Below are 14,465 nucleotides of genomic sequence, written 5' to 3'. Positions count from 1 at the left end.
GGTTTTGTAGCGGCGGGCAGGCACTGGAAAGCTCCTTTTGAATAGCAAGCCGTGATTTTAACCTTAAAGAAGGGATACTTTCACAGCCTCGATGCCCACCCTACCCTGGAAGTTTCGATCAGAAATCGTGATCGGCGTTGTCCGGATTCAACCGATCGATCCCCAACGCCAGGGCCATGTCTTCGATCACCCGGGCTTCAACCACCAGGGCGTCAATGGCGGAACGCACCATCTCGTGACCGTCGGTGTTGTCCATCGCGATCAGTTGATCGAAATGCACATCGTCCTGCTCGGCGGAATCGACCAGACGCTGCAACGCCGCTTCAGTATTGGCGAAGGCTTCGTCGGCGCGCTCGGCCAGTTCCGGGTTCTCGTCCTTAAGGAACTTACGGATGGACGGACCGCCGCCGAACCGGCCGAATGTGCCGGTATAGACGTTGCGGATTCCCCGGGCATTGTAAAAATGCGAGTTATGGGTGTTGTCGGAGAAGCAGTCGTGCTCGTCCTCGGTGGAGAAAGCCGATAGAGCGACCTTCATCCGCTCACCGGCCAACTCACCCAATGCCAAGCTGCCCATGCCATAAAAGACGCGGCGCAGGGCATTGTCGGTCGGCTCGTTCAGCAGGGTTGCGCGGTAATTGTCGCTCTGGCCGTCGTCCCACTGGGCGACCATCCACTCCAAATCCTGGATCAACAGGTCGGAAACGGTAGCGAGGTAGTCACGCCGACGGTCACAGTGACCGTGGGTGCAGTCTTCGCCCGAAGCAAAGTCGGTGTAGGGACGCTCGCCCGCACCGGCAGCCGTGCCATTCAGATCCTGTCCCCACAACAAAAATTCGATCGCGTGATAGCCGGTGGCCACGTTGGCCTCGGAGCCACCCAGTTCATTCAGGGAGGCCAGCAATTCCGGTGTGAATTCGCTGACATCCAGAGTCTCACTGCCGACCTGGAGCTCGGTGTTGGCGATCAGGTTGGCCGTGGCGCCGGGATTGCCCAGTTCGTGAATATAGTCGCCATCGACGTAGTCGATCAGGCCTTCGTCCAGCGGCCAGGCATTGAGCTGACCTTCCCAATCATCGACCACCGGATTGCCGAACCGGAAGACTTCGGATTGTTGATAATCCTCGCGCGCGTCGATCCAGGCGGCCCTGGCTTTTTCCAGCGTGTTCTGGGACGGGTTGTCCAGGAAGGTTTCAATTTTACCGTCCAGTTTTTTGGCGGATTTCAGGGAGGCGTTGTAGGTTTCCAGCGCCAGGTCGGCATACTGTTCAACGATGGCGTCTTTGGAGGGGGCGGCGGCAAGGGCACCGGCTGTGAATGTCGCCGCGACCAGACCCGCGGAAAGCTGACGGAACATGAAATACTCCTTCATTACTCGATTCGTATGGGATGGGGGCGTGCACACCCGGAGCGGATCGGCAACGTCCCTGCTGTTCTCAAGCGCGAAAGGCTATCAAACTTAATAGCATATGCAAATTATTTTCATATGCATTTCAAGGCAATCTGAATGTGCCCTGTTACAGTTTGATACTTGCTGCACGACACGCGCCCTCGCTTAAATGCGATAACGCTTTCATCGAGAACGGGAAAACATCATGGGGACATCCTCAATTCGTACCGGTTTGGTCGGGTATGGTCTGTCGGGTCGCGTATTTCACGCACCTTTCATCGAACTGCTGGAGGACTTTGAGCTGACGCGGGTGAACAGTCGCAACCCGGATGCCGTCCATCAGCGCTACCCGAACACCGAGGTCACCGACGACACCGATGCCCTGATCGGCGCGGGTGACCTGGATCTGATTGTCATCACCGCACCGAACGACCTGCACTTCCCGCTGGCCAAGGCGGCGCTGGAGGCCGGCAAGCATGTGTTGCTGGAAAAACCGGCGGTCACCCGTCTGGAGCAGATGGAAACCCTGGCCGAACTGGCCGAACGCCGAAACCGGGTGGTCACGGCCTATCAAAACCGTCGCTATGACGGCGATTTCCTGCACCTGAAACAGCTGATCGACAGCCAGGATCTCGGCCAACTAAAACACCTGGATTCCCGATTCGACCGATTCCGCCCGACACCACAACAACGCTGGCGCGAACAACCGGGCGAAGGTACGGGTATCTTTTGGGACCTGGGCCCGCATCTGATCGATCAGGCACTGGCCCTGTTCGGCCCGCCCGAGGCCCTGACCGCGAACTTGAAGATACTGCGCCCCGGCGGCCAGACCGTCGACTGGTTCGATGTACAACTGCACTATGCCGGGTTCGAGATCACGCTCGGTTCGACACCGTTCGAGGCCGGTGACATGCGTCGTTACAACGCCCGGTTCGAAAACGGCAGTTGGCAATGCTGGGGGCTGGATCCACAAGAAGCGGCATTACGCGCGGATCAGATGCCCTGGCAGGCAGGCTACCCGTCGCTCGGCGCCGAACAAACCGCCCGACGTTTCAGCGCCCGGGAAGACGGGACCGTCGAGACCACCGATGATGCCCCCGAGCCGGGCCACTACCGGCACTATTACCGTCAATTGGCCGCGGCCATTCGGGGCGAAGACAAGGCGCCGGTCAGCACCTTTGAAGCCCGCGCCCTGCTCTACACGCTGGAACGCGCGGAGGAGTCCAGCCGCCTGGGACGGCGGCTGGCCTGGGACTACGGCTGAAGCCGGGTCGACACCTCGTCGAGGATCGCCGGATCGTCGATGGTGGACGGTACCTGGTACTGCTCACCATTGGCGATCTGTCGCAGAGTCCGCCGCAGGATCTTGCCGGAACGGGTCTTGGGCAGACGGTCGACCACCAACGCCCGGCGGAAACAGGCCACCGCGCCGATCTGCTGTCGAACCAGAGCGACGAGCTCCTGTTCCAGCTCGGCCAAGTCCGGCGTCTGGCCGTCCTTGAGCACCACCATACCGAGCGGCACCTGCCCTTTCAGGTCGTCCTGTACCCCGAACACGGCACACTCGGCCACCGCCGGATGGCTGGCGACCACGGCCTCCATTTCACCGGTGGACAGGCGGTGGCCGGCCACGTTGATGACGTCGTCGACCCGACCCATGATGAACAGATAGCCGTCCTCATCCAGATATCCGCCGTCACCGGACAGGTAGTACCCCGGAAAGGCCGACAGATAAGCGTTGTGGAACCGTTCGTTGTCCCCCCAGATGGTCGGCAGACAACCCGGAGGCAATGGCAGCTTGACGCAGACGGCACCCTGTTCGTTCGCCGCGCACGGCTCGCCGGCCGGGTCGAGAATGGTGACCTGGAAGCCCGGCGTCGGCACCGTCGCGGAACCTGCTTTTTCCGGCAATTCTTCCAATCCGACCGGGTTGCAGGCGATGGCCCAGCCCGTCTCGGTCTGCCACCAGTGGTCGAGCACCGGCAGACCGGTGCGTTCCTTAAGCCAGTCATAGGTTGGCGGGTCGAGCCGTTCGCCGGCCAGGAAGAGCCGTTGCAGGGAAGTCAGATCGTACGAGGCCATCAGGTCGCCGTTCGGATCCTCCTTTTTCACGGCACGGAAGGCGGTGGGAGCCGTGAACAGGGCGTTCACCCTGTGCTCGTCGATCACGCGCCAGAAAGCACCGGCATCGGGTGTGCGCACCGGCTTGCCTTCATACAATATCGTGGTGCACCCGTAGATCAGGGGGCCGTAAACGATGTAGGAGTGGCCGACGACCCACCCCACATCGGAGGCCGCCCAGAACACCTGACCCGGTTTCATGCCGTACACCACCTCCATGCTGTAGTGCATGGCGACGGCGTGGCCGCCGTTATCGCGCACCACGCCCTTGGGTTTGCCCGTGGTACCGGAGGTGTACAGGATGTAGAGCGGATCGGTCGCCTTCACCGCAACCCAGTCCGCCGGTTCCGCCCGGGCTTCAAGCTCGGCCCAGTCGTGATCCCGACCTTCGGTCAGCTCGGCCCGGGCCTGGTCGCGCTGCAGAATGACGGCGGATTCAGGTTTGTGTTCGGCCAGTGACCAGGCCTCGTTCAACATCGGTGTGTAGGGAATCACCCGATCCACTTCGATGCCGCAGGAGGCCGACAGCACCACCTTGGGCCGGGCGTCGTCGATGCGCACGGCCAGTTCCCGGGCGGCGAACCCGCCGAACACGACCGAATGAATGGCGCCCAGCCGGGCGCAGGCGAGCATGCCGATAACCGCCTCGGGCACCATGGGCATGTAGATGACAACACGATCGCCTTTGGTCACGCCGAGGTGCGCCAGAAAACCGGCCGTTCGTTTGACCCGGTCCAGCAGTTCCGCATAGCTGTACGTCTGCTGGCGACCGGTGACCGGCGAGTCGTAGATCAACGCGGTCTGGTCGGCGCGGCCGGCTTCGACGTGGGCATCGAGCGCCAACCAGGATGTATTGAGTTCTCCGTCGGCGTACCAGCGCGTCAGGCCCTCGTCATCCTCCGTGGCTCCCCGGGTAGGCTTGCGAACCCATTGAATGCGGTTGGCCTGTTGCAGCCAGAAGGCATCGGGATGGTCACTGGCTTCCTGATAGGCTTGTTGATAAGTGTTAGGAGCGTCGTTGGACATGGGTCTATCCTTCCAAGCGGGTTTTGTTGTTGTCTTTGGTTTGTTTCAAAGTGTCCAAAAAGCAACCAGCCTTGACTACTAGACCATTGGCGTACACACAGGGAGATGCATTGATCTATCTCAAGTGTTCGTGGAACTTCGGGGCGATGAACCGATCCAATGCGGACACCACCCAGAGGAGACGACTCATGCACCGATTTTGGCTTATCGGCTTGATACTTACCCTGTCACCGGCCTGGGCGGCTTCCCTGGAATGGCACAGCGCCGAACGCGCTCCGGCCGTGGTTGAATTGTTCACCTCCGAAGGCTGCAGCAGTTGCCCGCCGGCGGACCGTTGGCTGTCCGAATTCAAGAACCATCCCGATCTGTTCACCAACATCATTCCGATGGCCTTCCACGTCGGCTATTGGGACTGGATCGGCTGGGAGGACCGGTTCGCCGAGCCGGAATACGGCTCGCGCCAGACGGCCTATGTCGAGTCCGGCCGTCTGAGCCAGCGCTATACCCCTGGGATCATGGTGAACAGCGAGGAATTCCGGGCCTGGTTCAACGGTCGTCGACAGGTGACGGCGCCGCTGGTGGCGAGCGGCCGGTTGTCGGTGACAATTGAGGACGGTCAACTGTCCGCCCGGTTTGGTTTCGAGTCCGAATCCAGACCCCTGACCCTGCATATGGCGTATCTGGGCAATGGCTTGAGTTCGCAGGTCAAGCGGGGCGAGAACGCCGGCAAGACGTTGCGGCATGATTTTGTGGTGCTGGATTGGTATCGGGCGCATGGCGAGGGTGACTGGTCGGTTGAGTTGCCGGAGGCACCCGAGGCCGGGCAGAGTCGGACGGCCCTGGTGGTGTGGGTGTCTCCGCGTGACGAGCCGCGGATTATTCAGGCTGTTGGTGGGTATTTGCCCTAGTGGTCTGGCTTTGTGTGGCGGTGGTTTCCGGTTGGTGCCTGGGTTGGCCTTTGCTTGGCTAGGCCTGTGGTTCTGGTCCGCCCGGGGTGGCCTTAACCCTGCCGGGGGTCGCTGTGAATACATCCCTGTAAGCTTGACCGCAGCATCCCTGCTGCGGACATCCCCCGGAAGGGTTAAGGCCACCCCGGGCTCGGCTCATTGCCACCGAACCTACTGTAGGGTGGGTCGGTCCGACGTCTCGGCCGCCCACCAAGGTTGGGGCATTCGACTTTTAACTTCCATTCCAACTGACTACGGGCTGATCGGGGTCGAATGGGTTAGTTGTTCTTCCATGGTGGGCGGTGCCCACCCTACGCGACTCGGGTACTAGCCTCCGCCGCCCCCGCTTCTTACCCACGCTCTCAATACTTCGTCCTTGACACCCACAAACATTCATTTAATATGACTCTTATAAAGATCGATATTAAATACATCTTTATTGGTACAACCCGGAGGCTCACATGAACGCTTTTCAGAAACTCGATCTCGCACATTCATTGATGCTGCTATCCTTGCTCGCGTTTGTGGCGGCAACGCTGACGGCTTATGTCTGGGCTTCGGACCAGCATTTGCTGGTTCAGGGCATGGCGCATGTGTCCATGCTGGTGTTGGCGGTGGTGTTCAAATTGTCTTATGTGTTGCGTCTGCATGCGTTGCAGACTCTGGGTCGTACGGTTAATTAACGGGAAGATGAACGAATGTCGGTAATTCCGAGAGCGGTGATGAACCTGGCGTTCCGCCCCTTTTTCCTGCTGGGGTCGGTGTTTTTCGTGGTGGCTTTGGTGCGCTGGGGCCTGTTTTTGAACGGCTGGGTGTCGTGGCCGGGGGCCTTGAGTCCGTTGACCTGGCATGTGCACGAGATGACCGTTGGCTTCGGGGTGGCTATTGCCCTGGGGTTCTTGTTGACGGCGGTTCAGAACTGGACCGGGATGCCGGGGATCAGCGGCTGGCCGCTGGCGGTGTTGGTCGGGTTCTGGTTGTCGGGCCGGGTTGTGCTTTGGTTCGGTCCGGATGTGTCGCCCGTGTGGTGGGTTCTGCCCGATCTGCTCTGCCTCGGTTACGGGGCGTTCTGGTTCGCGCGGCCGGTGATTAAACAACAGCAGTGGCGCAATCTGGTTTTCCTGCCGGCCCTACTGGCGATCGCGGTGCTGCATGTGGCGTTGTTGTGGCCGTCGCTGCGTCTCTACGGATCGGCCTTATTGTGGTGCATGGCGTTGTTCATGACGGTGATCGGCGGGCGGATTATTCCGATGTTTACGGCAAACCGGTTCGGCCTGCCCCGCTCTTCCGAGCCGTTGTGGCAGTATTGGCTGCTGGTATCGGGAACCCTGGCCCTGGTGGTTCTGGTGGCCATGGGGTTGAGCGGTTCGATGGTCGGACGGGCCGTCTTTCTGGTTGTGGCGTTGGTGCATGTGCGTCGGGCGGTGCGGTGGTATACGCCGATGATCTGGCAGGATTCGCTGATCTGGACACTGCATCTGAGCTACTGGGCGCTGCCGTTGACGGCGGCGATCCTGGTCGTGGCCGGCCCGGCAACCAGCCTGGGGCACAATGCCCAGCACATTCTCGCCCTGCAGGGCATCAGTCTGATGATTCTGGCGATGGTGAGCCGGGTGTCGCTGGGCCATACCGGACGGCCGTTGCGGGCGCCAATCTGGCTGGGGTTGATGGCTGTATTCCTGATGGGCGGCATGCTGGCCCGGGTTGTGTTGCCGGTGTTTTTACCCTCCCTAACCGGCATCGGGTTCAGCCTGGCCGTGCTGCTGTCGGCGATGGGTCTGGCGGTGTTCGCGGTGCACTATTACCCCATTCTGACCGCGCCACGTCCGGATGGGCGACCGGGTTGATCACCCCCCGGATGCGGGATTCTGGTCATGCCAGGCCTCAAGACCGGCCTGCAGGGCTGCTTCGGCGGTTCCGTCCCGTGTGATCTCCCGCATAATCCGCTCCAGGGCGCCCCTCAATTCCGGGGTGTTGCATTTTGAGCGATGAGAGAGGGTGAGATAGAGCTCCTCCTGACTGATCGGAGGGTTGGCCGTCTCGATGACGTAGGTCAGGTTCAGTCGGTCCGAATAGGCCTGGCCGGGGAATTCTTCATACAGCACGTAGTCGACCCGCCCCTGGGCCAACATGCGGAAGGCCTGCTCGAGGCTGGCGACGGTTTCTATCTTGAGGTTGTCCCGGGCATAGCTGTCGAATGCCTGGCCAAAACTGTTGTTGATGACAGTGGCGCCGTCATAGGCCTGAAGGTCATCCCATTCGCTGTAATCGATATCAACGAAGGTTCGTTTCCAGAGAACGCTGCGCGTGGTCAGGAACGCCGGGCGGATGTAATGCATGTATTCCGAGCGGGGCTCGGTATAGAAAGCACCGGCGATCAAATCGACGCGACCGGCGCGGACTTCTTCCTGGGCACGCGACCAGGGGCCGGTATAAACCACCTCGATGGGAATGCCGAGCCGCTGGCTGACCGCCTTCAGAATCAACTCGTTGGCCCCCATCAGCCCACGGCGCGTATCGGGATCACGCCACAGGTACGGAGGGTATTCCGGGTTTCCGGTGGCGACCAACTTATCGCAGGTCGCAGCGGGGTCCTCCGCCATGACCGTGACGGACATTAGGACAGCCCCGCACCACAGCAGTGTGTTCTTCAAGCGCCTCATCGGATGCTCCGTTGGGGAATATACTTCCATTCCGACCATTCCCTGTCTCGGAACACGTTCTGTCATAATAGAAGGGCACTGTGGGTTTCACAAATGTCCGCCTCTGAAATCCTTTTCAGAATCGCCGCCTTTACATTCCGGATCGATCACTCAACCAGTCCGAGAACGCGCGGGCACTGGCTTTGGGCGTTCTCTGCTGGGTCTCGTAATCGACGTGCACGATACCGAACCGCTGACTGTACCCCTCGGCCCACTCGAAATTGTCCATCAAACTCCAGGCGAAGTAACCGCGTACGTCCACGCCCTGCTCTATGGCATGCTGCACGGCCTGCAAGTGCCGGTCGTAGTAGGCGACGCGCAGGCTATCGTTCACTTCGCCCTGCTCCACTTCGGTGTTGTCGGCGGCGCCGTTCTCGGTAATGTAGATCGGCGGCAGGTTGGCGTAGCGATCCTTGAAACCGGTGATCAGCTCCGTCAGCGCTTCGGGGTAGATCTCCCAGCCGATGTGGGTTTCTTCGGCTTGCTGCGGCACCGCTTCGTAATCTTGCCCTTCGCCGGCCTTGACGACGGCACGGGTGTAGAAATTCACGCCCAGGAAATCGATGTCGCGCTTCAGGATATCCATATCGCCCGGGTAGACAGTCGGCATCAACTCCGGGTGGCGCTGACGCACGGCTTCGGGGTATTCCCCGGTCAACAGCGGCTGGAGATAGAAATGGCTGTTTTCCTCGTCCGAATAGTCCGCCGCCAGACGATCGTCGGCCGAGTCGGTCGCGGGATAGGCGGGTGTGAAATTCAACACGATGCCGTGCTGTGCCTTGGGTGCGTTGCGTCGCATCGCAGGCAGTGCCAGACCATGACCAAGCAACAGGTGGTGGGCGGCCTGGAAACCGAGACGATCGTCTTTCAGGCCGGGGGCGTGAATGCCGAGCCGGTAGCTGAGAAAGGCGGAACACCAGGGTTCGTTCAGGGTGGCATAGCCCAACACCCGGTCGCCGAGTCGTTCGGTGACTTTGTCGGCGTAATCGGCGAAGCGATAGGCGGTGTCGCGGTTGACCCAGCCGCCACGCTCGCCAAGGTACTGGGGCAGGTCCCAATGATACAGGGTGGCGTAGGGTTGAAGGCCGCGTTCGAGCATGCCGTCGACGAGCCGGTCGTAGAAGTCGAAACCGGCGGGGTTCCAGACGCCGGGCTCGGGTTCGATGCGCGGCCAGGCGATGCTGAACCGATAGGCGTCGAAGCCAAGCTCTTTGATCAGGTCGAGGTCAGCGGGCCAGCGATGATAGTGGTCGCAGGCGGGCATGCCGTTGTCGCCGTTCAGGACTTTGCCGGGAGTGGCACAAAAACGGTCCCAAATACTTTCACCCCGACCGTCTTCCTCGGTGGCGCCTTCAACCTGAAAGGAGGCGGTGGCAACACCAAACAAAAAGTCTTTCCGGCGAAGCGGTGAATGATCCGGCAAATTAAAACTCATAGTCTTCTCCAACAATGTGCAAGTAGTTCAATTCAACGCCAGAATCCGCGAAGGCTGCCCGGCATACCCATCCGGGGTCGCCGTATATACATCCATGTAGGCTTGACCGCAGCATCCCTGCTGCGCACATCCCCGGATGGGTATACCGGGCATCCTCCGCTAGCCATCGTAAATACTCCCAGTTGCTGTCCTTTAAGCCTTGTTGAGCTACGAGGATGCAATGATGGCTAGCACCGGGTACCGGGTAGACCTAGTCGGGGATGTCGGCCGCCCGGCCGGTTTTTGCTCCATGCAAAACCGGCACTCCCGCCATCCATGGCGGTCGGATACGGCCGCCAAGCCCCCATGGACGGGTTTACGACGAGCGAAGTGTCGCACCACCCGAATAAGTCCACCCGGTCACCGGTGCGGGTTTTGGCAACTAGCCCCTGGTTCTTCAGTTCTTCACAGCCCCACTGGTGAGCCCGCTGATCATCTGACGGCTGGCGGCCATGTAGATGCCGACCAGTGGCAGGATGGAAATAAAGGTGCCGAGCATGAGGGCGCCCCAGGGTGTGTTGGGAATACCCTGGACACTGCGCAGCATTTGAGTGATGACCATTTTTTCGCTGCTGGTCAGCACGACCAATGGTTGCAGGAAGTTGTTCCACAGGAAGACGAACTGGACGATCGCGAGGGTGGCGAGTCCGGGTCTTAACAATGGAAGTACGACGCTCCAGTAGGTGCGAAAGGCGCTGGCGCCATCGAGCTTGGCGGCTTCGAGCAGGTCACGCGGGACGGAGGCGACGACGTACTGGCGGATCAGAAAGATGCCGAACGGGTTGATGCTGAACGGCAGCCAGACGGCCAGGTGGGTATTCGTCAGGCCGATGGCGTCGATGACCATGTAGTACGGGATCAGCGTCAGGATCGGCGGCAGCATCATGGAGCAGATCATCATGCCGAACAGTACGTTGCGGCCGCGAAACTGGTAAACCGCGAGAGCGTAGCCGCACATGCTGCAGAACAGGAGCGAGGCGATAGTGCCGATGATGGAGACTGAGAAGCTGTTCAGCATGCCGACCCAGAAATCCATGGTGTCGAGCAGTCGGGCGTAGTTGGCGATCAACTGGTCGCCGAGCGAGAGGTTGAGCCCGCTCGAAAACATGGTGGTGCGGTCGTGCGTGGCCATCAGCAGCGACCAGAAGAACGGGAAGACGGTCATGAAGACGCCGGTCAGCAGCGCCGCCCAGAGTATGGCGCGGCCGATGAGACGCAGGTTGATGTGTGCGGTCAGTCGTGTCATATCAATCGCCTCCCAGGCCGCGACGGCCGAAGAACCAGAAGTAGAACCCCGTGAAGGCGCCGATGACGACGAACAGGATCCAGGAGATGGCGGCGGCCCCGCCCATGTCGAGCCATTCCCAGGCGACGCGGTAGAGGTAGTTGGAAATGGTCATGCCGTTGGTGGAGGCTTGCTGCAGTCCGCGAGTCAGGACATAGGGTTCGTCGAAGAGGTTCATGTTGCCGATGATAGTGAGTGTGACACCGAAGAAGATGAAGGGGCGCAGCAGCGGCAGTGCGATGTAGAAGAAACGCTGCACGGCATTGGCGCCGTCCATGATGGCGGCTTCGTACAAATCGTCGGAAATGGTGGCGAGACCGGTGGTGTAGATGACGATGTTGAAGCCGACGTATTTCCAGAACACGACGAAGGAGACGGAGTAGCGAATCAGGCTGTTTTCCTGAACCCAGCCAATGGGCATGAGGTCGTTGATCCAGCCGAATGCCCAACCGGTTAGCGTGCCATTGGCGAGGCCGGTCAGTGCCTGGTTGATGATGCCGCTTTCCTTGGAAAACATGACGAAAAAGATCATCGAGACCGCAATGGTCGAGGTGACGTACGGCAGAAAGTAAGCGGTCGTCAGCCAGTGCCGGGCACGCTTGCCAAGCTGCACCAACAGATAGGCCATCGGCAGGGCCACCAGGTGTTGGGGAACACCGGAATACAACGCCATCAGGATGGTGTTTTTCAGTGTCTGCCACAGCGTCGGGTCGGTCAGGCTCAGGGCATAATTCTCCAGTCCGACGAATTCCATGGACCCCAGTCCCGCGACCGGATTCCAGGTGTGGAAGGACAGGAAAATCATGAAGAAAACCGGAAAGATGCCGAATATTCCGAAGATCAGAATGTAGGGCGACATGAACCAGTAAGGGGTGCTTTTATGCCACAGGGTTCGCCAGCGATCGGCCGGGGCGTTGTCGCGTTCGGCGGCTGAATTGGCCGGAGCGGACACAGGGGTTTCTAGGTTCGTACTCATAACCAGGACCAGGGAGTGAGGGTGTAATTACTCAGATGTGAGGTTTGCACCTTGGTGCCAGAACCCGCACCGGCTACTGGGTAGACCCATTCGGGGTCGCGCGGGGTGCCGCCCACTCAACCCATCCATGGGGGCTTGACGGCCGCCATCCTGGCGACCGACACCGAAGCGTCGGACCGCCCCGAATGGGTCTACCCGGCATCCGGTGCTAGCCAAAAGTGAAATCCAAAACTCAGCGAACTCGACGCTTGATTTGCCGCTCAGCATTCGCCAGCGCGGTGTCGATGTCGACGCCATCGTTCAGGACTTGTTCCAGCGCCGTGGTGACCAGGGACTCGGCGATCTGGTCGCCTTCGTGCGGTTCGACCGGCTCGACGTTCTCGGCGATGTCCGCGAACAACAGGCGCGCTTTCTGGCCACGCAGGAAGTCGATGGATTCACCGAACATCGGGTCGTCGTAGGTGTCGGTGTGCGCCGGGAAAGCGGCGATGTTCTGGAAACCGGCCAATTGCATGTCTTCGCTGATCATGTATTCGATCAGGTCCCAGGCGGCTTCGGGGTTGTCGGACTGCTTCGGAATGGCCAGGAAGGAACCGCCCCAGGTGCCGTAAGTGTTGTCCGGCAGGTTGCTGACGCCCCAGTTGCCGGCGGTGTCGGGTGCCATCCAGTTTTTCAGGTGACCGAGCAACCAGGCGCCGGACATCTGGGTGGCGAAGCGCCCTTCGCGGAAACCGGCGTACCATTCTTCGGTCCACTCGGCGATGTTGGCGTCCATCCCCTCTTCACGAACCGTCTTGGCCAGTTCGAAGGCTCGCTGGAAACGCGGGCCGGTAACCAGCGGTTCGCCATTGGCATCGAAGTACAGGCCGTTGCCCGATTCGACGTTGAAATTCCAGTACGCCGTGGCCAACGCCATGGCGTTACCCATCAACAGAACGTCGTGTTTCTTCAATTCGCGGCCATAGTCGATATAGCTGTCCCAGGAAGTCATGACGTCGTCCAGGTCGTAGCCCATGTCTTCCATGTAATCGCGACGGTAATAGACCACACCGGGCCCCAGGTCGACCGGTACCGCGTACTGGCGGCCATCGGCGCTGGTGCCCTGGGCGACAGCGTAGTCCGCGAAGCCGTCTTTATAGGGTGCGTATTCTTCGGTCAGGTCGACAAAGCCGCCCTGGTTGATGAAGGAACCGACGAAGCCGCGGTCGATCAACACCACATCGCCGGCGCCGCTGCCGGTGGCCAGATTGGTTTTCAGTTTGTCGTGATGCCCGCCGTGCTCGTTCATCAGCATATCGACATCGTGCTGGTCGAAGCCGCCGAGAATGGCCTCGAGCTGACTGTCGTAATCCGGGAAACCGTCAAAGCGGATATCGGCGGCGAGGGCCGAGCTCATCAGGCCGGCCGTGGCCAGAGTAAAACCAAGGGTCTTTTTGAGTGTCATGAGTTGCCTCCAGACTCGTTCTTGTTGTTGTCGGTTCGCCCAAGCAACCGGTGGGACCGGGGCTCGATCAGCCGTTAAGAACCGAGCTTAACGACATGTAACCGTTTTTAGTTTTATTCGTTATGAAAACGGTCTTAGACAGATTATCTGTAACCGTTTACAGTTACGATAAGGATCGCCCGATGGGGTGTCAAGCAAAATAAAACCGTAAACCCGCTATTTAACGGCCTATAAATGCGTAAAAGCCCCGCAGGACAGAGCTGACAAGGGATACCACAAGCCTATAAACTGTAACTGGTTACACAGAAACAACAGGAGCCAACCATGAAACGACAGCTACTTTCCCCGACCGCCGCCTGGCTGGGACTCACCGGCCCGACCCGGGCGATGTCGTGCCGGACTGGCGGCATATGAATTTCCTGGCGCTGTTCAACTACTTGACCATACCCCACACCGATTCGAACCGCCGGCATGCCCAAACTCCCCCAAAATCGGACACAAACGACACCTCCACTCAATCAACCCTTGAATAACCCCTCAATCCAAGGTAAACCTATACACATCACAAAAAACCGATCCTACTTGGCGTGTCATATAACCGACCGGGCGGTAGCGTGCCTATTCCATAATTCCGGCTCACCGGAATTGCTCCCCTCTCCCTCGGGCAAACCGACACCACGGGAGGGATTATCGCCACCGATTTGTTCCCCTCTCCCACGGGCGGTCCGACGTTTCGGGAGGGGCTAGGGGAGAGGGTCAAACCACATCCACCGGACTCACGATTCCCCGCTAATGCAAACTGGCAACGAATTCAACTTGCTCTTGGAGAATGGGAATTAAACGAGTGGGTAAGAGCGTCCGGCGCGACTTGCCACCTTTGGCTTCCTGAATCCACAGGCCTTCATTAGCGAAGTCCAGGTCCTTCACGCGCAAACGGACGGCTTCCATGATTCGAAGGCCGCTGCCATACATAAGCTAAGTTATAAGGCGATGTAAACCAGACAGGTGACCGATAATAGACTGGGCTATATCACGCGACAGCACGCTCGGTAGCTTTCGGGGCTTCTTTGCCAGGTTGAAGGTCAGTTGACCAACATCTT

General features: G+C 59.7%; 12 protein-coding genes. 4 read left to right on the top strand and 8 right to left on the bottom strand.

Annotated elements, in window-relative coordinates:
- Positions 1 to 118: 118 nt before the first annotated feature.
- Complete coding sequence (locus tag IE111_RS22645) at positions 119 to 1,357, bottom strand: imelysin family protein (RefSeq protein ID WP_229805491.1); 1,239 nt, start codon at positions 1,355 to 1,357, stop codon at positions 119 to 121.
- 238 nt (positions 1,358 to 1,595) lie between these two features.
- Here IE111_RS22645 and IE111_RS22640 point away from each other — a divergent pair, with 238 nt between their 5' ends.
- Positions 1,596 to 2,654 (top strand): Gfo/Idh/MocA family protein, encoded by a 1,059-nt coding sequence (locus IE111_RS22640; RefSeq protein WP_189613192.1) that lies wholly within the window; start codon positions 1,596 to 1,598, stop codon positions 2,652 to 2,654.
- On the opposite strand, the gene IE111_RS22635 is transcribed toward IE111_RS22640, so the two are convergent.
- Positions 2,645 to 4,537, bottom strand: a complete 1,893-nt coding sequence (locus IE111_RS22635) for a propionyl-CoA synthetase (RefSeq protein ID WP_189613190.1) — start codon at positions 4,535 to 4,537, stop codon at positions 2,645 to 2,647. The two genes, IE111_RS22640 and IE111_RS22635, sit on opposite strands and share 10 nt — an antisense overlap.
- A 188-nt stretch (positions 4,538 to 4,725) precedes the next feature.
- Here IE111_RS22635 and IE111_RS22630 point away from each other — a divergent pair, with 188 nt between their 5' ends.
- The 3 genes from IE111_RS22630 (at position 4,726) to IE111_RS22620 (ending at position 7,331) form a co-directional block, all read left to right on the top strand.
- Entirely contained in the window at positions 4,726 to 5,445 is a 720-nt protein-coding gene (locus tag IE111_RS22630) for a DUF1223 domain-containing protein (protein ID WP_189613189.1), read from the top strand.
- A gap of 500 nt (positions 5,446 to 5,945) precedes the next feature.
- Positions 5,946 to 6,167: a hypothetical protein gene (locus tag IE111_RS22625; RefSeq protein WP_189613186.1), complete on the top strand. Its 222-nt coding sequence runs from the start codon at positions 5,946 to 5,948 to the stop codon at positions 6,165 to 6,167.
- Between the two features lie 15 nt (positions 6,168 to 6,182).
- Complete coding sequence (locus IE111_RS22620; protein WP_189613184.1) at positions 6,183 to 7,331, top strand: NnrS family protein; 1,149 nt, start codon at positions 6,183 to 6,185, stop codon at positions 7,329 to 7,331.
- Here IE111_RS22620 and IE111_RS22615 read toward each other — a convergent pair whose 3' ends face one another.
- The 6 genes from IE111_RS22615 to IE111_RS24845 all read right to left on the bottom strand — a co-directional run bounded on the left by IE111_RS22615 (position 7,332) and on the right by IE111_RS24845 (position 14,337).
- The gene (locus IE111_RS22615) at positions 7,332 to 8,147 is read right to left on the bottom strand and encodes a substrate-binding periplasmic protein (RefSeq protein WP_189613182.1); all 816 of its coding nucleotides are present in this window, start codon (positions 8,145 to 8,147) and stop codon (positions 7,332 to 7,334) included.
- A gap of 130 nt (positions 8,148 to 8,277) precedes the next feature.
- On the bottom strand, positions 8,278 to 9,621 hold the full coding sequence (locus IE111_RS22610; RefSeq protein WP_189613180.1) for a GH1 family beta-glucosidase: 1,344 nt from the start codon (positions 9,619 to 9,621) through the stop codon (positions 8,278 to 8,280).
- A 436-nt stretch (positions 9,622 to 10,057) separates the two neighbouring features.
- Complete coding sequence (locus IE111_RS22605; protein ID WP_189613178.1) at positions 10,058 to 10,906, bottom strand: carbohydrate ABC transporter permease; 849 nt, start codon at positions 10,904 to 10,906, stop codon at positions 10,058 to 10,060.
- A gap of 1 nt (position 10,907) precedes the next feature.
- Positions 10,908 to 11,921 (bottom strand): carbohydrate ABC transporter permease, encoded by a 1,014-nt coding sequence (locus IE111_RS22600; RefSeq protein WP_189613176.1) that lies wholly within the window; start codon positions 11,919 to 11,921, stop codon positions 10,908 to 10,910.
- Between the two features lie 232 nt (positions 11,922 to 12,153).
- Complete coding sequence (locus IE111_RS22595) at positions 12,154 to 13,365, bottom strand: extracellular solute-binding protein (RefSeq protein ID WP_189613174.1); 1,212 nt, start codon at positions 13,363 to 13,365, stop codon at positions 12,154 to 12,156.
- Positions 13,366 to 14,154: 789 nt separating this feature from the next.
- Positions 14,155 to 14,337, bottom strand: coding sequence for a tyrosine-type recombinase/integrase (locus IE111_RS24845; RefSeq protein ID WP_373300966.1), 183 nt, complete (start codon positions 14,335 to 14,337; stop codon positions 14,155 to 14,157).
- Between the last annotated feature and the right edge of the window lie 128 nt (positions 14,338 to 14,465).

The sequence above is a fragment of the Saccharospirillum salsuginis genome (genome assembly GCF_014651855.1).
Classification (GTDB): Bacteria; Pseudomonadota; Gammaproteobacteria; order Pseudomonadales; family Natronospirillaceae; genus Saccharospirillum; species Saccharospirillum salsuginis.
This window is presented reverse-complemented; position numbering and strand designations above follow the sequence as displayed.